We start from the raw sequence: 20332 nt of genomic DNA, 5'->3' as shown, positions 1-20332 counted from the left end.
GGGCAGGGGCGAGGAGGAAACTGGCAGCGCTAGCTGAGCGGAGGCGGGGGCTGAAAAGCAGCCCCCCATCAGCAGACTAACCCACATCCGCCAATGGGTGCCGTCCTTCCCACGCCTTGGCAAAATGCGCCTCGACTACCGCCGCCGGCACTTGCGCCACATCAGGCCAGTGCCAGCGCGGCTGGTTGTCTTTGTCCAGTAGGCGAGCACGCACGCCTTCACTGAACTCAGGGTGGCGGCAACAGTTCAGGCTCATGCTGTATTCCATCTGGAACACTTGCGCCAACGACAGGTACCGCGCCCGGCGGATCTGCTCCCAGACCAGATGCGCGGTCAGCGGGCAACCCTCATGCAAGCGTTGGCCGGCATCTGCCAGCAATGGGTCGTCATGCTGCTTGAGCCTTTCCAGCGCGCGCCAGGCTGAAGCCGCATCCGCCACGTCGAGTAACTGATCGATCTCATGCCGTCGTGGCAGCCACTGGGCATCAGGCAGCTCGGCGCAGGCACGATGCTGCTCGGCCTTGAGCAAGCTGTTCAGTTGTATGGCGGTCTGCTCCTGCCAGTTGAGTTGTACCAACTCCTCGATCAAGGCCTCTTGCTGGTGCTCGCCCAGAAAACGGTCAGCCAGGCCCAGGTCAAGGGCATCGCGGGCATTGATCGGCGCACCGGTCAGGCCGAAGAACAAACCCAGCTTGCCCGGCAGCCGGGCCAGGAACCAACTGGCGCCTACGTCTGGGTACAGGCCGATGCTGATTTCCGGCATGGCCAGCCGGCTGCTGGGTGTGACGATACGTACATTGGCGCCTTGCAGCAGCCCCATGCCGCCACCCAGCACATGCCCATGGCCCCAGCACAGCAACGGTTTGGGGTAGGTGTGCAGGGCAAAGTCCAGGCGGTATTCGGCGGCGAAGAAGGAGGCCGCCAGCGGTGGGACACTGCCGGGGTGGTCGCGGCAGGCTTGCGCCAGCGCACGGACATCGCCGCCTGCGCAAAAGGCTTTCGCCCCGTTGCCGCGCAGCAGCACGCAGACGATACCCGGGTCGCGGGCCCAGGCATGCAGTTGTTCGCCCAGCACCTCGATCATTGGCAGGTTCAGGGCGTTGAGCGCCTTGGGCGCATCCAGGGTGGCGATGCCGATGCGGGCGCCATCGACGCCGGTGAGTACCTCGCAGTGAATGGTCATGGACTACCTCTCGCAAGTCATCGCCCAAGTATGGCTTGCCTGGCCAATCATGCCGGTCGTCGGTCGGATCGTTTGACAAGCGCGAAGGGCTTACCTAGTGTCGCGCCATTGTTTATGGAAGGCCCCATGACTGACGACGATCGCATCAAACTCGAACCCAGCTGGAAGGCCGCATTGCGCGGTGAATTCGACCAGCCTTACATGCACCAGCTGCGCGAATTTCTGCGTGGCGAGTACGCTGCTGGCAAGGAAATCTACCCGCCAGGGCCGCTGATCTTCAATGCGCTCAATTCGACACCGCTGGACCAGGTGAAGGTGGTCATCCTCGGTCAGGACCCGTATCACGGGCCGGGGCAGGCCCATGGCTTGTGCTTCTCGGTGCAACCGGGCGTGGCCACGCCGCCGTCGCTGGTCAATATCTACAAGGAGCTGCAGCGCGACCTGAACATCCCGATCCCCAGCCACGGCTACCTCCAGAGCTGGGCAGAACAAGGCGTTCTGTTGCTCAACACGACGATGACCGTCGAGCGCGCCAATGCCGCGTCGCATGCCAAGAAAGGCTGGGAATTGTTTACCGACCGGATCATTCAAGTGGTCAGTGAGCAATGCCCGAACGTGGTATTCCTGCTATGGGGGGCGCACGCACAGAGCAAGCAGAAGCTGATCGACGGTACCAAGCACCTGGTACTGAAGTCGGTCCATCCTTCGCCGCTGTCGGCGTATCGCGGGTTCATCGGTTGCGGGCATTTCAGCCGTACCAACAGCTTCCTCGAGCAGCGGGGGCTCGGGCCCATCGACTGGGCACTGCCCCCGCTGTGAGAAACCGGGGTGGGGTACGCAATCGCTCAGGGCGTCATGCTGATGCGCGGCTCGCTGCGCTGGCCAATAGCAATACCCCGCTCATGGTTCTGGCGCACATACGCCACCAAGGCTTCCAGGTCGGAGATGCCGGTGTCCTGGCGTCGCCTTCCTTCTTTGAAAGTGGCCAAGCCACCGCCACCATCGGCCAGGAACAGGTTGCTGACGACGCGATAATGGGTCAACGGCTCAACGGGTTTGCCGTGAAGACGCACACTGCCCTCGACGACACGGCTGCCGACAGGCCGTGAACCATCCCACTCATAATGAAAACCCTTCGATACTTGCAGCGGATTGAAACTGCCCCTGTTCCATTGAAGGTTGAGCAGTTCGGTAATCTGCTTGCCTGTCAGTTCCTGAACCACCAACGGGTTATTGAACGGTTGTACGGCGAATAATTGTTCGTAGGTCAGGTCGCTATCGGCAGGCTGGATAAGATCACTGCGCAGCCCACCCAGGTTGAGAAAGGCAACTTGTGTCTGAAACGCCTGGGTCATGGCCAATTGGGCATCCGTGACCAGGTTCCCCAAGGTTGTTTCACCGGCGGCATTTTCTTTGCGGTCAAGTTCTGCCGTCGAGATGCGTCCTATGGGTTCGAGCAATTTTTCCCCGGACCGCTGACGCACTTCCTCCAGCAAACTCGTCAACTTGGCATTCGGCAGGTAGTTCTGTGGGTCAGCAGGAATATTGCGGGCGGTGATGTTTGTGACGTGATGGGTGCCTGGCGTTACCTGCAACTGCAACTGAGTCAGGAAGTGGCCGTATTTGCCAGCCTGAGTGATGCTCAGGTCACCCACCTTGCATTGATAGCTGGCATGCGAGTGACCGCTGATGACAGCATCTACCGCAGGATCCAGCCGCTTCGCCACGTCGACGACCGCGCCACTCAGCTGGCTGCAATCCTGCGTGTCGAACGGCTCGACGGTATCCCCTCCTTGGTGCATGACCGCAATGATTGCATTGACGCCTTTGGCCTTGAGCTCCGGAATCACGTCATTGATGGCTTGCGCTTCATCTGTGGCTTTGAGCCCTGCGAATGCGCTGGCCGAGACCACTTTTTCCATGTTGCGTGGCACGGCACCGACGAACGCTATCTTGACCCCTTTCACCTCTTGAATGTGATAGGCCGGTAGCAAGCGCTCGCCCGTGGTGGTATCGATCAGGTTGGACGCTATGTAAGGGAAGCCACTTCCTGGATAATTGCCGCGGAACGTGCAGGCCTTTTCAGGGCGCGTTGACTCGCATCCTCCGTGGATCTGACGAAGAAACTCGGCCTTGCCTGCATCCAGTTCGTGGTTCCCGGATGCGCTGACAATCATGCCCATCGCGTTCAAGGCCTCAAGCACAGGCTCGTCAGCCCACAGCGCAGAAATGGCGGGGCTGCCCCCTATCAAGTCGCCAGCCCCGATGAACAGCAGATCGGGGTCCTGCGTTCGCAGTTCATCGAGCATGGCGCCGAGTGTGGCGATGCCGCCGTAGGTCAGGCGGGTAGCGCCTTGCGCGCCGGCGTAGTCCTGGGGGTTGGGTTCCAGGTAGCCGTGAAGATCATTGATAGCCACGACGTTGATCTGGACGGGGGCAGGTGACTCTGCGGCAAAGCTGCCTGCGCTGATGGCAAGGCATGCCCAGGCAATAGCCGAGCGATAGTTGCAAGAAAGACGGACTTTCATCATTACCTCTTGAATGCCGGGAAGTGTGGGTTTGCTGGCGATCAGGGCAGCAATCCGACTCTATTCACCCGGGCATTGGGCAAGTGGTAACTATCTATCTTCAGGGGGCTTGCAGCTTGAATACCTGTTGTCCCACAACCGGAAAAGCGGTTCTGCCAGAAACAACACCAAGATCAGGCGCATCACCTGCAGTGCCGTCACCAGCGGCACTGACAATTGCAACGTTTCGGCCGTGAGGCTCATTTCGGCGATCCCGCCAGGCATCATCCCCAGTGTCAGCGAACGCAAGTCCAGTGCAGTCATCATGCTCAGCACCCACGCGGCACTGCCGGCAATCGCCATGCACAACGCCGTGGCCATCAAGGTGCGCCCCAGGAACGACGGTGCGCGGCGGAAGAACGCGCGGTTGAAGTGGCAGGCCAGGCCGCTGCCGATGAGCCACTGGCCGATCTGGCTGGCGCCGTTGGGCAGGGCGATCTGCAGGTTGCCGGCCAGGCTGACCGTAGCCGCGACCAGCAATGGCCCGAACAGCCATGGGTTGGGCTGGCGCAAGCGCTGCCAGAGCAAGGCAACGGCAACGCCCAAGGGCGCAATCAACGCCAGCCAGCCCCAGCTCACGCTACCGGTGTGGTTCAGTGGTACCCCGTCACCCAGCAGAAACTTGAACAGCGCTGGCACGCACAGCACCACTGCCAGTACACGCAGGCTCTGCGCTGCCGCCACCTGGCTGAGCACCGCGCCATTGCGCGCCCCAAGGTTGACCATCTCTCCCGAACCGCCTGGCATGCTGGCAAAGAACGCGGTGGCGCGGTCTTCGCCGGTTCGCCGCAGCAGCCATACGCTGATCACGCTGGACAGGGTGGTGAACAACGCACCGAAGCAGATCAGCGCAAAATGACTGGCCACCTGCTCGATCACTGCAGGGGTGAAGTGCAGGCCAATACCGATGCCGATGATCCACTGCCCGCACTTGCGGCCGTTGGGGATTTCCGACAGCTGCCAACGCGTCAGGCAGCGCACCAGGATGATCGCCAGCAATGAACCGACCATCCATGGCAAAGGCCAGCCGACCATGCTGGCGGCAAAACCGCCAGCAAGCCCGACCAGCCCGGTCGCGACGAACAATGGCAACGACCGATCAGGCATCGGCCAGGGCCCGGCGCTGCAGGCTGCGTTTGCGCCAGATGCGCAGCAGCGGCAGGGCGAGCATCAGCACTACCAGCGCCCAGACGCCCATGCTGATCGGGCTGGACCAGAGGATGCCCAGTTCACCGTTGGAGATCGACAGCGCCCGACGCAGGTTTTGCTCCATCAGCCCGCCGAGGATGAAGCCCAGCAGAATCGGCGACAGAGGGAAGTCCAGCTTGCGCAGGATGTAGCCCATGATGCCGATACCGACCATGAGGAACAGGTCGAAGGTAGTGGCATGCACGGCGTACACACCGATCGCGGTGATGATGGCGATCACCGGCACCAGCGCCCAGTTTGGCACGGCGAGGATGCGGGTGAAGATGCGGATCATCGGGATGTTGAGGATCACCAGCATGATGTTGGCGACGAACAGCGAGGCGATCAGGCCCCAGACGATATCTGGCTGCTGTTCGAACAGCAGTGGGCCAGGGGTGATGTTGTACAGGGTCAGGGCGCCGATCATCACAGCCGTGGTGCCAGAGCCCGGTACGCCCAGGGTCAGCATCGGGACCAGGGCGCCACAGCAGGACGCACCAATGGCCGTTTCCGGCGCTGCCAGGCCACGGGCATCGCCTTTGCCGAACTTGCCGCTTTCCCCGGCCATGCGTTTCTCGGTCATGTAGGCCACGGCGCTGGCCAGCGTTGCGCCGGCGCCGGGTAGAACACCCATGATGAAACCGAGCAGGCCGCAACGGATGTTGACCAGGAACACCGAGGCCGCTTCCTTGAAGTTGAACAGCATGCGGCCGGTAGCCTTGACCGCCTGGTGGCCATGGTGGGTCTTTTCCAGCAGCAGGAGGATTTCGCTGACGGAGAACAGGCCCAGCACGAGCACCACGAACTGAATACCGTCGGCCAGGTGCACGCTGTCACCGGTGAAGCGGTACACGCCGCTGTTGGCGTCGATGCCGACCGCCGACAGAAACAGGCCGATGAGAGCGGCAATGAAGGTTTTCAGTGGTTTGTCACCGGCCATGCCACCCAGCGCGACGATGGCGAACACCATCAGCACAAAGTACTCCGCCGGGCCGAAGGCGATGGCCCATTTCGCCAGCAGCGGGGCGAACAGCACCATGCCGCAGGTGGCAATGAAGGCGCCGATGAACGAACTCCAGGCCGACAGCGACAGCGCGACGCCTGCCAGTCCTTGGCGAGCCATCGGGTAGCCGTCCAGGGTTGTCATCACGGTCGAGGCTTCGCCCGGGATGTTCAGCAGGATCGAGCTGATACGCCCGCCATATTCGCAGCCCAGGTACACCGCGGCCAGCAGGATCAGCGCCGATTCCGGCGGCAGGCCGAGGGCAAAGGCGATGGGGATCAGCAGGGCCACGCCATTGATCGGGCCCAGGCCCGGCAGCAGGCCGACCACGGTGCCGATCAAGGTGCCGGAGAGGGCGGTGACCAGGTTGTAAGGGGACAGGGCAATGCCGAAGCCCTGGCCCAGGTAGCTCAAGGTATCCATGTCAGTTCTCCAGTACGCTCAGCAGGCCAAGGGGCAGTGGCACGTCCATCACACGGTCGAACAGCCAGTAGAGGAAAATGCTCATGCCGGCCACCACAATGGCGCTTTGCAGCCAGCGGCCACCGTACAGCCGAGCCATGGGCAGGCCGACCAGGATGGCGCTGAGGATGAAGCCGAGCGCTTCAAAAGTGGCGGCGAAGACGATCAGCAGGCCGACACAGGCGGTGATCTTGATCAGGGTCTCGCGGTCCAGTTCCGGTTCGTCATCCTTGCGCACGATGGGCGTTGGGCGGAACAACAGGTACAGCAGGCCCAGCCCCATCAGGCCTAGCACTAACAACGGGTAAGCGCGCGGGCCCACCGGTTCATAGGAAAATGCAGCCTGATAGGGCCAGGCCATCACGGCCAGGGCGGCACACACCACTAGCAGAGCCAGGGCGAAAATGCGTTGAAGGATCATTGGGGAATCCTCGTTGGGATTGCTCAAGTGAGATGCACATCCTGTGGGAGCGGCCTTGCGTCGCGATCGGGCGCGAAGCGGCCGCTAAACCTGCCGATGCGATCTGTCCGAAGCATCGTATCGGCTGTGCCAGGGGCCGCTTCGCGCCCGATCGCGACACAAGGCCGCTCCCACAGGGGTGGTGGTGAGTCCGACAGGCTTACTGGATCAGGCCGAATTCCTTGGCCAGTGCCTTGTAGTCAGCCACTTGCTTCTTCACATAGCCGTCCAGCTCTTCGCCGGTCATGGCGAACGGGAACAGCTCGCGCTGGTCTCGCAGCTTGGCGAAGTCCTCGGAGGCCAGCATCTTGTCGAACGAGGCCTTCCACCAGGCGTAGTCCTCGTCGCTCACTTTTGGCCCCAGGTAGAAACCGCGCACCACCGGCCAGACGATGTCGTAGCCCTGCTCCTTGGCAGTAGGGATGTCTTTCATTTCCGGCTCGTCCAGGCGGTTTTCAGAGAACACCGCGAGGATGCGCATGTTGCCGCTCTGGATGTGCGGCATGGAGTCGGAAATGTCGGTAGAACCGACCTGGATATGGCCGCCCAGCAATGCCGTGGCGATTTCGCCGCCGCCCTCCAGGGCCACGTAGCGCAGGTCGCGCGGGTTTATGCCTGCGGCCTTGGCGATCAACGCGGTCTGCATCCAGTCCTGGCTGCCGACGGTACCGCCGGAACCGATCACGACCTTGCTCGGGTCTTTCTTCAGCGCTGCGACCAGGTCATCAAGTGTCTTGTAGGGCGAGTCGCTCTTCACTGCGATGGCACCGTAGCTGGTGCCGACGGCAGCCAGCCATTTCACCGCGTTTTCGTCGAAACGGCCGAACTTGCCCTGGGCCAGGTTAAGCAGCGAGCCGCTGGACCAGGCCACCAGCGTGCCGGCGTCTGCCGGGCGCTGGGCGACCACGGCGTTGTACGCGACCGCGCCGACACCGCCGGGCATGTAGGTGACGCGCATCGGCTTGCTGAGGATTTTTTCTTGTACCAGTGCGCTTTGCACCAGCTTGCAGGTCAGGTCGAAGCCACCGCCAGGGGAGGCGGGTGCGATGCATTCGGGGCGTTTCGGTTCTGCAGCGAGGGCGTTGCCGGCCAACAGCAGGCAGCCGGTAGCGAGGACGAGGCGGCGCAGTGAAAAGGTCATCGTCGATCTCCGTGAGCGTTGTTGTTATTGGATTACCGCTATGGGGTTACCACAGCGCCACGCTGTAGCTGACCAACAGCCTCACTTCATCCGCGTCACGGGCGAAGTTGGAGCGGAAGGTGGCGTTGCGCAGGCGCACGGCGACGTTCTTCAACGGGCCGCTTTGTACCACGTACTTCAGTTCGGTGTTGCGTTCCCACTCTTTGCCTTCGCCACCGGCAGCACGGCTGACGTTGTCACCGCTGATGTAACGGGTCATGAAGGTCAGGCCCGGTACGCCGAGCGCGGCGAAGTTGTAGTCGTAGCGCGCCTGCCAGGAGCGTTCGTCGGCACCGGCGAAGTCGTTGATCTGGACGAAGTTGACCAGGTACGGGTCGGCGCCATCCACATACGGGAAGGCACTTTCGCCAGACAGCTGCTGCCAGGCGGCGCTGACCTTGTGCCCGCCCAGGGCATAGCTGAGCATGCCGTTGACGGTGGTGTTGTCGATGTTGCCGGCCTTGGCTGCACCGGCGTCGTCGCTGATGGCAAGGCGCAGGTCGGCACCCAAGGTGCCCGGGCCCCATGGCTGGGTGGCGACCATGCCGATGAAGTGCTGGCGGTAAATATCGTCGAGCTGGGCGAAGTGGTAGCTGCCGGTGATGCGGTCGGTGAACTGGTAGTCGAGCCCGCCCAGGGCCAGGTTGTCAGCGCTGAAGCTGCCACCGAAGCGGCCGTTCTTGTTGTTCAGCGCCAGGTCTTCCCAGTTGGTGTCGTTGCGGTCCTTGGCCTTGTCCAGGCGGCCACCGGTGAAGGTCAGGCCCTTGATTTCTTTGGAGGTGAGCAGGCCGCCCTCGAAGGTTTGCGGCAGGATACGCCCGTCGTTGGGCTGCAGGGTCGGCAGTTCGGGGATCAGGGTGCCGATCTTGAGTTCAGTCTGGGAGATCTTCACCTTGCCGGTCAGGCCCAGCTTGGAGTATTCGTCGGCAGCCTTGCCGTCATCGTGGGTCGGCAGCAGGCCGCTGTCGGTACGGTCGGGGCTGGAGTCGAGCTTGATGCCGAGCATGCCCAATGCGTCCAGGCCAAAGCCCACGGTGCCATCGGTGTAGCCAGACTCGAAATTGAGGATGAAGCCCTGGGCCCATTCATCGCGCTTGGATTGCTGCGCGCTGGTGCCGTCGCGGAAGTCGCGGTTGAAGTACATGTTGCGGGTTTCGAAGGTGGCCGTGCTGTCTTCGAAGAAGGCGGCCTGGCTCATCGGGGCGACACCGGCAAGCGCGAGGGCGCTGGCGATGGCTGAGGGGCGTGCGGCAAAGGAACGGGTAGGCGCGAACGCCTGCGGCTGCAATGACAGCATCGTCGATGACTCCGTTTATTGTTCTTATTCGTTGCACCTTGCTGGTGCTTTTTTCGGCGCGAAGGGCGACCGTGGTGCGATGCTAGGCAACGAACCTTTCGCTAACCTTTCAGCGTGAAAGGTTTGTCACGAGGGGCTTCACAGGCGTGGTGACAGCGGTACACTCCGCGCCACCGCCCCACCCGAGCCGGGAGAATCCGATGCGTGTGCTACTGGTCGAAGACCACCTGCAACTGGCCGAAAGCGTGGCCCTGGCCTTGAAAAGCCATGGCCTGACCGTAGATGTGCTGCATGACGGCGTGGCTGCCGACTTGGCGCTGGCCAGTGAGGAATACGCCGTGGCCGTGTTGGATGTCGGCCTGCCGCGCATGGACGGCTTTGAGGTACTGGCGCGCTTGCGAGGCCGTGGCAAAACCTTGCCAGTGCTGATGCTGACTGCGCGCAGCGACGTCAAGGACCGGGTCCATGGCCTGAACCTGGGCGCCGACGATTATCTGGCCAAGCCGTTTGAGCTGACCGAGCTGGAAGCGCGGGTCAAGGCCTTGCTGCGCCGCAGTGTGCTCGGTGGCGAGCGACAGCAACGCTGTGGGCCGTTGGTGTATGACCTGGACACCCGGCGCTTCACCCTCGGTGATGACAACCTGACGCTGACCTCACGCGAGCAGAGTGTGCTGCAAGCGCTGATCGCCCGCCCGGGTCGGGTGATGAGCAAGGAGCAGCTGGCTGCCCAGGTGTTTGGCCTGGACGAAGAAGCCAGCCCTGACGCCATCGAAATCTACATTCACCGCCTGCGCAAGAAGCTCGACGGGCACCCCGTAGCCATCGTCACGTTCCGTGGTCTGGGTTATTTGCTTGAGCACCGCGATGCGTGACAACGGCAGCCTGCGCGGGCGCTTGCTGGGTAATTTGGCGCTGTTGCTGGTGGTGCTGATGCTGGCCAGCGGCCTTAGCGCCTACTGGAATGGCCGCGAGGCCGCCGACACCGCCTACGACCGCACCCTGCTGGCTTCGGCGAGAACCATCGCCGCGGGCCTGTCGCAGCGCGATGGTTCGTTGAGCGCGGATGTGCCTTACGTGGCGCTGGACACGTTCGCCTATGACAGTGCGGGGCGCATTTACTATCAGGTGCTGGATATCCAGCAAAGGCTGATTTCTGGCTACGAGAACCTGCCGCCACCGCCGCCTGGCACGCCGCGCACCGACGACTATCCGGCATTGGCACGGTTCTACAACGCCACTTACCTGGGCCAGGACGTTCGTGTGGTCAGCCTGCTGAAGCCGGTCAGCGAGCCGAACATGAACGGCATGGCAGAAATCCGCGTAGCCGAAACCGAGGAAGCGCGGGTGCGTATGGCCCGAGGGTTGATGGCCGATACCTTGCTGCGCCTGGGCATGCTGGCACTGGGGGCGTTGGTGATGGTGTGGTTTGCCGTGAGTGCCGCGTTGCGGCCGTTGGAGCGCCTGCGCACAGCGGTGGAGGAACGTCAGCCGGACGACTTGCGAGCGTTGCCGGTGGTACAGGTACAGCGCGAGCTGGGCCCGCTGGTGCGCGCCTTGAACCACTTTACCGAGCGCTTGCGCGGCCAGTTCGAGCGCCAGGCGCAGTTCATTGCCGACGCGGCCCACGAACTGCGAACGCCGCTGGCGGCGTTGAAGGCACGTGTCGAGCTGGGCTTGCGCTCGGCCGAGCCACAGGAGTGGCGGCAGACCTTGGAGTCTGCAGCCCAGGGCACCGACAGGCTGACCCACCTGGCCAACCAGCTACTGTCGTTGGCGCGGGTCGAGAATGGCGCACGGGCCATTGCCGAGGGCGGTGCGCAGCGTCTGGATTTGAGCCAGCTGGCCCGCGAATTGGGCATGGCCATGGCGCCTTTGGCGCACAAGCGCGGGGTGGCGTTGGCGCTGGAGGCCGAGGCGCCGGTGTGGCTGAAGGGGGAGCCGACATTGCTCAACGAGTTGTTGAGCAACCTGGTGGACAATGCCTTGGCGCATACGCCAGCGGGTGGCAATGTGATTTTGCGGGTAATGGCGCCGGCGGTGCTGGAAGTGGAAGACGACGGGCCAGGTATTCCCGAGGCCGAGCGCGAACGGGTGTTCGAGCGTTTCTACCGGCGAAGTGCGCAGGGCAGTGGACTAGGGCTGGCGATCGTTGGCGAGATCTGTCGGGCGCACCTGGCGCAGGTGAGCCTGCATGATGGCGAGAAGGGCGGGTTGCGGGTGCGGGTGAGTTTTATTGCGGATTGAGGGTTTGCCTGTGTCGACCCTTTCGCGGGCTCACCTGCGAAAGGGCCCAGGCAGGCTGTTACAGCTCAGCGCAACATGCTCCGCGCCTCTAGCAGTTCATCGACCTCCAGCTCGGTGCCGAACGGCAGACCCAGATGGCGGTAAGCCGGCAGCGCAGCCAATGGCCGGTGGCGCCCGCGCTGACTGATGCAGCGGGCGATCTGCACGATGTCGATGTAATCGATCTTGTCAGTCTGGCGGTCCAGGTCATGAACCTGGCTCGGCAGGTTGACCAACTGCTCCGGAAACTCCCAGGCCTTGAGGATCTTGTCCCCCAGCACCGGCTGGAGTTGCTCGATCACGTAATGCAGGCAAACCGGGTCGGACAACAGTTCGTTGTGCTCTTCGGCATAGATGAGTACCGGCAGCGCGCCAATCTGGTTGACCAGCCCACCCAAGGTGGCCTGGTCAGGCTTCAGAGGTGTAAAGCGACGGCAGATTTCGTAGCTGATGCCCGCCACTTCCAGGCTACTGGCCCAGATATCGCGCAGTTTCTGCTCGACTGCCGGCGAGCGGGCATGGAAAATCTGCTCGATCACCAGGCCGATGGCCAGGTTGCAGCTGTAGTTGATGCCTAGCCGCGTGATGGCGGTATGCAGGTCGGTCACCTCGACCGCAGCACGCAGCAGTGGGCTGTTGACGACCTTGATCAGGCGCGCTGAAAGGGCCGCGTCGCGGCCGATCACCTTGCTCAGGGCCGCTACGCTGATCTCGTTGTCTTCCGCTGCTTCGCGGATGCTCAAGGCAACCTCGGGCAGGGTTGGCAGGACCAGGTCATCCTTTTCGATGGCGTCGAGCAATTGTGCTTGAACCAACTCGGCCAGCTTGTTCATGGGCATGTCTACCGCAGTGGTGGTGCGGCCCCGCCACAGGGGTGGGGCAGGCTGGTCAGCGCTGGATTTCCCGGTCGCGGTCCAGTTCGTAAGGCAGGGTCAGCACCTGCAGGCGCGGGCCTTCGAGGCTGCCCAGGTGCAGGTTGCCGTCTTCCACCGCCTCGGCGCTCAGCACTGCGAGCAGTTCGCAGCCGGCGCCGTTGCCGGCAGCAATGACCACTTCACCGACCGACGACCCATGGGTGGGCGAGAAGATCTCGGCGCCCGGGGCCGGAATGGCCTGCTGGTCCAGAGCCAGGCGGTACTGGCGGCGCTTGAGTTTGCCCAGGTACTGCATGCGGGCGACGATTTCCTGGCCGGTGTAGCAGCCTTTCTTGAAACTGACGCCGTCGACGGCCTGCAGGTTGATCATCTGCGGGATGAACAGTTCACGGGTCGGGCCCATGACCTGGCCGATACCTGCGCGAATCTGGCCCAGCAGCCAGTCGTTGAGCGTGCCTTCGGGCAGCGCTGCGGCGAGGGCCTGGCGTACAGGCTCGGCGTCAGCCGCCGGCACCCACAGCTCAACCCGGCCGGCGGACACGGCGATCGCGATCAGCCCGTCATGGCGCACGGTGCTACCAGCGGCTGCGGGCACGACAAGCCCCAGCGCCTGCAGCGCGGTGTCGCCATCTTGCAGGCCGAAGCGTGCCCATGCGGTGCTTTCGTCGGTCAGCGTGGCCTTGGAGAACACGGCGTACTTTTTCAGGTCGGCCAGTTGCGCGTCGAGCAGTTCGCTGGCCATGGCCAGCAAGTAGCCGTTGCCCTCGGGCACTATGCGGAAGCTCGACTGCATGCGCCCCTTGACCATGCAGCGGGCGCCGAGGCTGGCGTGTTCCTGGCTGAGGTAGTTGATGTTGCAGGTCAGCTGGCCTTGCAGGAACTTGCCTGCATCGGAGCCGCGGACGGCGAGGATGCCCTCGTGGGACAGGGGGCAGAAGAAAGCGGAATCGGCCATGGGTCATCGCGGTGGCTAAAGACTGGCGGCCATCATAGAACGCCGGTAACAAAATAGGTAGGTGACTAGACCAACGCCCGGTGTCGCTTCGCGCGCCGGGCTGTATACTGGCGGCCCATTCGAGGAGGGCCCCATGGTCGAACAAACTGAACTCAACCGGCTTTTCTGGCACAGCCGCCGCGGCATGCTGGAACTGGACGTACTGCTGGTGCCTTTCACCCAGGAAGTCTACCCCACCCTCAATGAGACCGACCGTGAACTGTACGTGCGTCTCTTGAGCTGCGAGGATCAGGACATGTTCGGCTGGTTCATGGAGCGCACCGAGTCCGAAGACCCGGAACTGCAGCGTATGGTCCGCATCATTCTGGACCGTGTCCAGCCCAAGTGAGTGCTTCGAGTGCCGCTGGCATGGCTCGCGCCTGCTGCTGGTGGCCTACCTGGCTTGTCAGGTACTGGCGTGGCTTGCCGTGTGGGCGAGCCCGCTGCCCGGGTGGCTGACCTTTTCGGTTGTCGCCGCCTGCACGGCCCACGCTGGCTGGGCCATCCCCCGACGTATCCTGTTGACCCATGAGCATGCGGTTGTCGGCCTGCGCCGTGATGTGCGGGGCTGGCAGGTGTTCAGCCGTGCCTGTGGGTGGCAGTCAGTGCGCTTGTGCCGGGATAGTGTGGCTTTGCCTGGGCTGGTGGTGTTGCGCTTTGAGCGGGCGGGGCGGTGGTTGGGGCAGAGCCAGTGCGTACCGGGGGATGCGCTGGGGCCGGATGAGCATCGGCGATTGCGGGTGCGGTTGAAGTTCAGCCGGCGGCGCTGGGCCGAAGTGAGCCAGGCATAGATCGAGACCGGGTCAGCTTCTTCGCGGGCTCGCCCGCTCCCACAGGTACTGCGCAATGCTGCAAGGCAGTCAAATTCCTGTGGCAGGGGGGGGGCGAGCCCGCGAAGGCCGCGACGCCGTTTTCAGAGCGGGCTGAGGATGGTGTCCTTGGCCTCGTCCAGCATCCCTGGATAATCCAGTGTGTAATGCAACCCACGGCTTTCCTTGCGCTGCATGGCGGACAGGATCATCAATTCGGCCACTTGCGCCAGGTTGCGCAGCTCGATCAGGTCACGGCTGACCTTGTAGTTGCTGTAGAACTCGTCGATTTCATCCAGCAGCAGGCGAATGCGGTGCTGGGCCCGCTGCAGGCGCTTGCTGGTGCGCACGATGCCGACGTAGTCCCACATGAAGCGCCGCAGTTCGTCCCAGTTGTGCGCAATGATCACGTCCTCGTCCGAGTCGGTCACCTGGCTGGCGTCCCAGCCGGGCAGGGCCTTGGGCATGTCCACTTGCTCCAGGTGCGCCTGGATGTCGGCAGCGGCGGCGCGACCGTATACGAAACATTCCAACAGCGAGTTGCTGGCCATACGGTTGGCGCCGTGCAGGCCGGTGAAACTGGTTTCGCCGATGGCATACAAGCCAGGCACATCGGTGTGGCCGCAGTCGTCGACCATCACCCCGCCGCAGGTGTAATGCGCCGCAGGCACCACCGGGATCGGCTGACGGGTGATATCGATGCCAAAGGCCAGGCAGCGCTCGTACACGGTGGGGAAGTGGCTCTTGATGAAATCTGCAGGCTTGTGAGTGATGTCCAGGTATACGCAGTCCACGCCCAGGCGCTTCATCTCGTGGTCGATGGCGCGGGCCACGATGTCCCGTGGGGCCAGCTCTTCGCGTGGGTCGAAGCGTGGCATGAAGCGTTCGCCGTTGGGCAGGCGCAGCAGGGCGCCCTCGCCGCGCAGGGCTTCGGTGATCAGGAAACTCTTGGCCTGCGGGTGATACAGGCAGGTCGGGTGGAACTGGTTGAATTCCAGGTTCGCCACTCGGCAGCCGGCCCGCCAAGCCATGGCGATACCGTCACCGCAGGCACCATCGGGGTTGCTGGTATAGAGGTAGACCTTGGCCGCACCGCCCGTGGCCAGCACGGTGAAGCGCGCGCCGAAAGTGTCCACCTCGCCGGTGTTGCGGTCGAGCACGTAGGCGCCCAGGCAGCGTTCGCCGGGCAGGCCCAGGCGGCGTTCAGTGATCAGGTCGACCGCCACCCGCTGTTCCAGCAGCTGGATGTTCGGGCGCTGGCGAGCCTGTTCCAGCAGCGTGGTGAAAATTGCCGCGCCGGTAGCGTCGGCGGCATGGATGATGCGCCGGTGGCTATGGCCCCCTTCACGGGTGAGGTGGAACTCGAAACCGCCATCGTCGACGCTGTAGTGCTCATCGCGGGTGAAGGGCACGCCTTGCTCGATCAGCCACTGGATCGCTTCGCGGCTGTGCTCGACGGTAAAGCGCACGGCGTCTTCATGGCACAGCCCGCCGCCGGCATTGAGGGTGTCCTCGACATGCGACTGCACAGTATCGGTATTGTCCAGCACTGCAGCGACGCCACCCTGGGCCCAGAAGGTCGAGCCGTTGGACAGGTCGCCCTTGCTCAATACGGCAACGCGAAGGTGGCTGGGGAGGTTAAGTGCCAGGCTGAGACCGGCGGCACCGCTGCCGATCACCAGGACATCATGTTGGAATTGTTGGCTCATGTCGGGACACTAGTAATCTTTAGGAGGGGCACGGCACAATGGTCACGCGCGGATGGCATTGTGAAACTATCGTTAAACGTGTCGGGATGCCTTTATAGCAGCCCCGGGTGGCCAATTTCCATGCTACCTGCCAGGTTGCGACGACCTTTGTGGGAACTTTCCGACATGGCCGGAAATCCTATGAAGGCTGCCCGTACGCCACAATTTGCCGCGGCGACGCAGGGCGGCAGGCCTTTCCGGGCTTTACCCCTGCGTATTTGAAACCTGATTATCGACGTAGCCGGCCGTGACCGCGCCGCGTCTTCCGTGCAAGCCGACCAAGGGCTGCAGGAAACTTGCTTGGAGGGGAGAACTTTTGCGCAAAGCCCGAGTCTATGTTTGCAAGCCTGAGCGATGGCTGATGCAACGCTCCTTCGAGTTCACTGAGGAGTGTTCATGCTAACCCAGGAAGAGGATCAGCAGCTTGTCGAGCGCGTTCAGCGCGGCGACAGGCGAGCTTTCGATCTGTTGGTGCTGAAGTATCAGCACAAGATTCTCGGGTTGATCGTGCGGTTTGTCCACGATACCCACGAGGCCCAGGATGTAGCACAGGAAGCCTTCATCAAGGCCTACCGTGCGCTTGGCAACTTCCGCGGCGACAGTGCGTTTTATACGTGGCTGTACCGCATCGCCATCAACACGGCGAAGAATTACCTGGTGTCCCGTGGAAGACGGCCGCCAGACAGTGATGTGAGCTCCGAGGATGCGGAGTTTTACGACGGCGATCATGGTCTCAAGGATCTCGAGTCCCCAGAGCGCTCGTTGTTGCGGGATGAAATCGAAGGCACTGTCCATCGCACCATCCAGCAACTGCCCGAAGACCTGCGTACGGCATTGACGCTACGCGAGTTCGACGGGCTGAGTTACGAAGACATTGCCAGTGTCATGCAATGTCCGGTGGGTACCGTGCGCTCTCGAATCTTCCGCGCTCGGGAGGCCATAGATAAAGCCCTGCAGCCGTTGTTGCAGGAAACCTGAGACAGCGGCGACAGCGCCAAGAGAGGAACCGCCATGAGTCGTGAAGCTTTGCAGGAATCGCTGTCCGCGGTGATGGATAACGAAGCGGATGAATTGGAACTGCGTCGGGTGTTGAACGCCGTCGACGACGCCGAAACCCGTGCCACCTGGTCGCGTTACCAGGTTGCCCGAGCAGCCATGCACAAGGAGCTGCTGCTGCCTAACCTGGATATCGCCTCGGCGGTGTCCGCTGCGCTGGCCGACGAAGCCGTGCCAGCCAAGGTCAAGAAAGGCCCTTGGCGCAGCATTGGTCGCCTGGCGGTTGCCGCCTCGGTTACCGTGGCAGTGCTGGCGGGTGTGCGTATGTACAACCAGGACGAGATCACGGGTGCAGAGCTTGCTGCCCAGCAGCCTGTCCAGCAGGGCCTGAGTGTGCCACAAGCGCAAGGCCCGGCCGTTTTGGCAGGCTATAGTGAGAGCAGTGAGCAACCGACCGGGCCGATGGCCAATGGCGTGCTGCAGAACCAGGCCGGCTGGGATCAGCGTCTGCCAGGCTACCTGCGCCAGCATGCCCAGGAATCTGCGCTCAAGGGCACTGAAACCGCATTGCCGTATGCCCGCGCCGCCAGCCTGGAAAACCGTTAAGTAAGGAGGATCATGCGCGCGCTACCTCTCCTGTCGCTGCTGATTGGCAGCTGCATGACGGTGCCAGCATTGGCGGCCAATTCTTCGCCTGAGGCGAGTGAATGGCTGAACAAGCTGGCACAGGCCGAGCAAAAACAGAGCTATCAAGGGTCGTTCGTCTACGAACGCAACGGCAGTTTCTCCTCCCACGACATCTGGCACAGGGTCGACGACGGCAAGGTCAGCGAGCGGCTGTTGCAGCTTGATGGCGCCGCCCAGGAGATCGTGCGCGTAGATGGCAAGGTGCAGTGCGTCAGCGGGGCCTTGGCCAGCGGTGTCACGGTGCCGCCGGATACCGCACCGCGTGTGCTTGATCCGCTGAAACTGATGGGCTGGTACGATTTGAGTGTTGCAGGCAAGTCACGGGTCGCCGGGCGCGATGCCGTGATCATTGCGCTCACGCCACGCGACCAGCATCGCTATGCATTCGAATTGCATCTGGACCGTCACTCGGGTTTGCCGCTGCGTTCGTTGATGCTCAACGACAAGGGGCAGTTGCTGGAACGCTTCCAGATGACCCGTCTCGATACCGATGATGTCCCCAGCGACGCTGACCTGCGCCCAGGTGCTGGCTGCAAGCCGGTGCAGCATGTGGCTGCCGGCAGCAATGATACCGTCGCGGGTTGGCGTTCGGACTGGCTGCCACCCGGTTTCGAGCTGGTCAACAGCTCGGTACGCCGCGATCCCAAGCGCAACAGTTCGGTCAGCAGCTTGATGTATGACGACGGCCTGGCGCGTTTTTCGGTGTTCATCGAGCAAGTGAGCGATGATGGCGGCACCGACATGCGCACCCAGTTAGGCCCGACTTCGGCAGTCTCGCGTCGCCTGAATACACCCAAGGGCAAAGTGATGGTGACCGTGGTTGGCGAAATTCCGCTGGGTACGGCAGAGCGCGTTGCCCTGTCGATGCGCCCCCAGGATGCCCAGGCGCGCCAGTAATGGCGCGCTTTTGCGTGCCGAGCCAAGGTGGGCGGGTATACGGCTGAAATGAAATTAAAGCATTGTCATTTGCAATCCATCGGCAAATTTTCTATAGGTCAGGCTTTGAAGAGCCTGGCCTTTCTGCGTTGTGCAGGGGTCTTTCCAAACTACCGCTCGTTGTGACGGGAGTCGTATGTCAATACCACGCTTGAAATCCTACCTAATGATGTTCGCTGCTGTGCTGATGCTCGGCCAAGTCCTCACCGCCCAGGCCGAGGAAGCCCTGCCGGACTTCACCACCCTGGTGGAGCAGGCTTCGCCGGCGGTGGTCAACATCAGTACCAAGCAGAAGCTGCCTGACCGCCGAATCGCCGCAGGCCAGATGCCGGACCTGGAAGGCCTGCCGCCGATGTTCCGCGAGTTCTTCGAGCGCAACATGCCCCAGCAGCCGCGCTCGCCGCGCGGCGACCGCCAGCGCGAGGCGCAGTCGCTGGGCTCGGGTTTCATCATCTCCAGTGATGGCTACGTGCTCACCAATAACCATGTGGTGGCCGATGCCGACGAGATCATCGTCCGCCTGTCGGACCGTAGCGAGCTGCAGGCCAAGCTGGTGGGTACCGACCCGCGTACTGACGTGGCGCTGCTGAAGGTCGATGGCAAGAATTTGCCAACGGTGAAACTGGGTGACTCCGAGAAGCTCAAGGTGGGCGAGTGGGTACTGGCCATCGGTTCACCGTTCGGCTTCGACCATTCGGTGACCAAAGGTATCGTCAGCGCCAAGGGCCGGACCCTGCCCAATGACACCTACGTACCGTTCATCCAGACCGACGTGGCCATCAACCCGGGTAACTCCGGCGGCCCCCTGTTCAACATGAAAGGCGAAGTGGTGGGTATCAACTCGCAGATCTTCACCCGTTCTGGCGGTTTCATGGGGCTGTCGTTCGCCATCCCGATTGACGTGGCGATTGATGTCTCCAACCAGCTGAAGAAAGACGGCAAGGTCAGCCGCGGCTGGCTGGGCGTAGTGATTCAGGAGGTCAACAAGGACCTGGCTGAATCGTTCGGCCTGGACAAACCGGCGGGCGCCCTGGTGGCCCAGGTGCTGGAAAACGGCCCGGCAGCCAAAGGCGGCCTGCAGGTGGGCGACGTGATCCTCAGCATGAACGGCCAGCCAATCGTCATGTCGGCCGATCTGCCGCACCTGGTTGGCGGCCTCAAGGATGGCGAGAAGGCCAAGCTGGAAATCATCCGCAATGGCAAGCGCCAGAACCTGGACATCAGCGTCGGCGCGCTGCCGGATGACGACGTTGAGATTGGCGCTGGCACCGAAGGCGGCGCCGAGCGCAGCAGCAACCGCCTGGGTGTATCGGTCGCCGACCTGACCGCCGAGCAGAAAAAGTCCCTGGAGCTCAAAGGTGGCGTGGTCATCAAGGAAGTGCAGGATGGCCCGGCAGCCATGATCGGCTTGCGCCCGGGTGATGTCATCAGCCATCTGAACAACCAGGCTATCGGTTCGGCGAAGGAATTCACCGAAATCGCCAAGGAACTGCCGAAGAACCGATCTGTGTCGATGCGCGTGCTGCGTCAGGGCCGCGCCAGCTTCATCACCTTCAAGCTTGCTGAATAAGCGGTTTCGCAAGGCGAAAGGGCAGCTTCGGCTGCCCTTTTTCATGAATCTTCACAATTGCCGGAATGATTGCTGTGTACAGTCGGACAGAGGA

The 20332-nt window shown here is 62.6% G+C and carries 19 protein-coding genes; 9 read left to right on the top strand and 10 right to left on the bottom strand.

Features of this window, described 5'->3' with window-relative positions; genetic code table 11:
• Positions 1–76 precede the first annotated feature (76 nt).
• Positions 77–1183, bottom strand: a complete 1107-nt coding sequence (gene dspII, locus AC3WLP_RS24720) for an enoyl-CoA hydratase/isomerase DspII (protein ID WP_012053615.1) — start codon at positions 1181–1183, stop codon at positions 77–79.
• Between the two features lie 126 nt (positions 1184–1309).
• On the opposite strand from dspII, the gene ung reads away from it, so the two are divergent.
• The gene (ung, locus tag AC3WLP_RS24715; RefSeq protein ID WP_003252014.1) at positions 1310–2002 is read left to right on the top strand and encodes a uracil-DNA glycosylase; all 693 of its coding nucleotides are present in this window, start codon (positions 1310–1312) and stop codon (positions 2000–2002) included.
• A gap of 26 nt (positions 2003–2028) precedes the next feature.
• On the opposite strand, the gene AC3WLP_RS24710 is transcribed toward ung, so the two are convergent.
• The 6 genes from AC3WLP_RS24710 to AC3WLP_RS24685 all read right to left on the bottom strand — a co-directional run bounded on the left by AC3WLP_RS24710 (position 2029) and on the right by AC3WLP_RS24685 (position 9340).
• On the bottom strand, positions 2029–3711 hold the full coding sequence (locus AC3WLP_RS24710; RefSeq protein WP_088513341.1) for a bifunctional metallophosphatase/5'-nucleotidase: 1683 nt from the start codon (positions 3709–3711) through the stop codon (positions 2029–2031).
• Positions 3712–3801: 90 nt separating this feature from the next.
• A complete protein-coding gene (locus tag AC3WLP_RS24705; protein WP_103340278.1) occupies positions 3802–4857 on the bottom strand; it encodes an AbrB family transcriptional regulator in 1056 nt (351 codons plus the stop codon).
• Positions 4850–6364: a tripartite tricarboxylate transporter permease gene (locus tag AC3WLP_RS24700; protein ID WP_019752457.1), complete on the bottom strand. Its 1515-nt coding sequence runs from the start codon at positions 6362–6364 to the stop codon at positions 4850–4852. Before AC3WLP_RS24700 ends, AC3WLP_RS24705 begins: the two co-directional genes overlap by 8 nt.
• 1 nt (position 6365) lies before the next feature.
• Complete coding sequence (locus AC3WLP_RS24695) at positions 6366–6824, bottom strand: tripartite tricarboxylate transporter TctB family protein (protein ID WP_014859157.1); 459 nt, start codon at positions 6822–6824, stop codon at positions 6366–6368.
• Between the two features lie 199 nt (positions 6825–7023).
• The gene (locus AC3WLP_RS24690) at positions 7024–8004 is read right to left on the bottom strand and encodes a Bug family tripartite tricarboxylate transporter substrate binding protein (protein WP_003252023.1); all 981 of its coding nucleotides are present in this window, start codon (positions 8002–8004) and stop codon (positions 7024–7026) included.
• Positions 8005–8050: 46 nt separating this feature from the next.
• The gene (locus tag AC3WLP_RS24685) at positions 8051–9340 is read right to left on the bottom strand and encodes an OprD family porin (protein ID WP_003252026.1); all 1290 of its coding nucleotides are present in this window, start codon (positions 9338–9340) and stop codon (positions 8051–8053) included.
• A gap of 200 nt (positions 9341–9540) precedes the next feature.
• On the opposite strand from AC3WLP_RS24685, the gene AC3WLP_RS24680 reads away from it, so the two are divergent.
• Together AC3WLP_RS24680 and AC3WLP_RS24675 are read left to right on the top strand one after the other, a co-directional pair.
• The gene (locus AC3WLP_RS24680) at positions 9541–10212 is read left to right on the top strand and encodes a response regulator (protein WP_003252029.1); all 672 of its coding nucleotides are present in this window, start codon (positions 9541–9543) and stop codon (positions 10210–10212) included.
• Entirely contained in the window at positions 10205–11584 is a 1380-nt protein-coding gene (locus AC3WLP_RS24675; protein ID WP_012053609.1) for a sensor histidine kinase, read from the top strand. Before AC3WLP_RS24680 ends, AC3WLP_RS24675 begins: the two co-directional genes overlap by 8 nt.
• Positions 11585–11649: 65 nt before the next feature.
• Here AC3WLP_RS24675 and AC3WLP_RS24670 read toward each other — a convergent pair whose 3' ends face one another.
• Positions 11650–12456, bottom strand: a complete 807-nt coding sequence (locus AC3WLP_RS24670; RefSeq protein WP_004575165.1) for an HDOD domain-containing protein — start codon at positions 12454–12456, stop codon at positions 11650–11652.
• A 55-nt stretch (positions 12457–12511) separates the two neighbouring features.
• The gene (ygfZ, locus tag AC3WLP_RS24665; protein WP_004575166.1) at positions 12512–13453 is read right to left on the bottom strand and encodes a CAF17-like 4Fe-4S cluster assembly/insertion protein YgfZ; all 942 of its coding nucleotides are present in this window, start codon (positions 13451–13453) and stop codon (positions 12512–12514) included.
• 133 nt (positions 13454–13586) lie between these two features.
• On the opposite strand from ygfZ, the gene AC3WLP_RS24660 reads away from it, so the two are divergent.
• The gene (locus tag AC3WLP_RS24660; protein ID WP_003252043.1) at positions 13587–13841 is read left to right on the top strand and encodes an FAD assembly factor SdhE; all 255 of its coding nucleotides are present in this window, start codon (positions 13587–13589) and stop codon (positions 13839–13841) included.
• A complete protein-coding gene (locus AC3WLP_RS24655; RefSeq protein ID WP_088513342.1) occupies positions 13825–14283 on the top strand; it encodes a protein YgfX in 459 nt (152 codons plus the stop codon). The genes AC3WLP_RS24660 and AC3WLP_RS24655 overlap by 17 nt, the downstream gene beginning before the upstream one ends.
• Before the next feature lie 122 nt (positions 14284–14405).
• On the opposite strand, the gene nadB is transcribed toward AC3WLP_RS24655, so the two are convergent.
• On the bottom strand, positions 14406–16010 hold the full coding sequence (nadB, locus tag AC3WLP_RS24650) for an L-aspartate oxidase (protein WP_003252045.1): 1605 nt from the start codon (positions 16008–16010) through the stop codon (positions 14406–14408).
• A 435-nt stretch (positions 16011–16445) separates the two neighbouring features.
• Here nadB and rpoE point away from each other — a divergent pair, with 435 nt between their 5' ends.
• From rpoE to AC3WLP_RS24630, 4 genes are all read left to right on the top strand, one after another.
• Positions 16446–17027: an RNA polymerase sigma factor RpoE/AlgU gene (gene rpoE, locus AC3WLP_RS24645; protein WP_003252049.1), complete on the top strand. Its 582-nt coding sequence runs from the start codon at positions 16446–16448 to the stop codon at positions 17025–17027.
• Positions 17028–17060: 33 nt separating this feature from the next.
• Positions 17061–17651 (top strand): sigma-E factor negative regulatory protein, encoded by a 591-nt coding sequence (locus AC3WLP_RS24640; RefSeq protein ID WP_003252050.1) that lies wholly within the window; start codon positions 17061–17063, stop codon positions 17649–17651.
• 12 nt (positions 17652–17663) lie between these two features.
• Positions 17664–18629 (top strand): MucB/RseB C-terminal domain-containing protein, encoded by a 966-nt coding sequence (locus AC3WLP_RS24635; protein ID WP_012053605.1) that lies wholly within the window; start codon positions 17664–17666, stop codon positions 18627–18629.
• A gap of 205 nt (positions 18630–18834) precedes the next feature.
• Positions 18835–20238, top strand: a complete 1404-nt coding sequence (locus AC3WLP_RS24630) for a DegQ family serine endoprotease (protein WP_014859165.1) — start codon at positions 18835–18837, stop codon at positions 20236–20238.
• Positions 20239–20332: the final 94 nt, after the last annotated feature.

This window comes from Pseudomonas sp. FW305-E2 (assembly GCF_058782925.1).
This window is presented reverse-complemented; position numbering and strand designations above follow the sequence as displayed.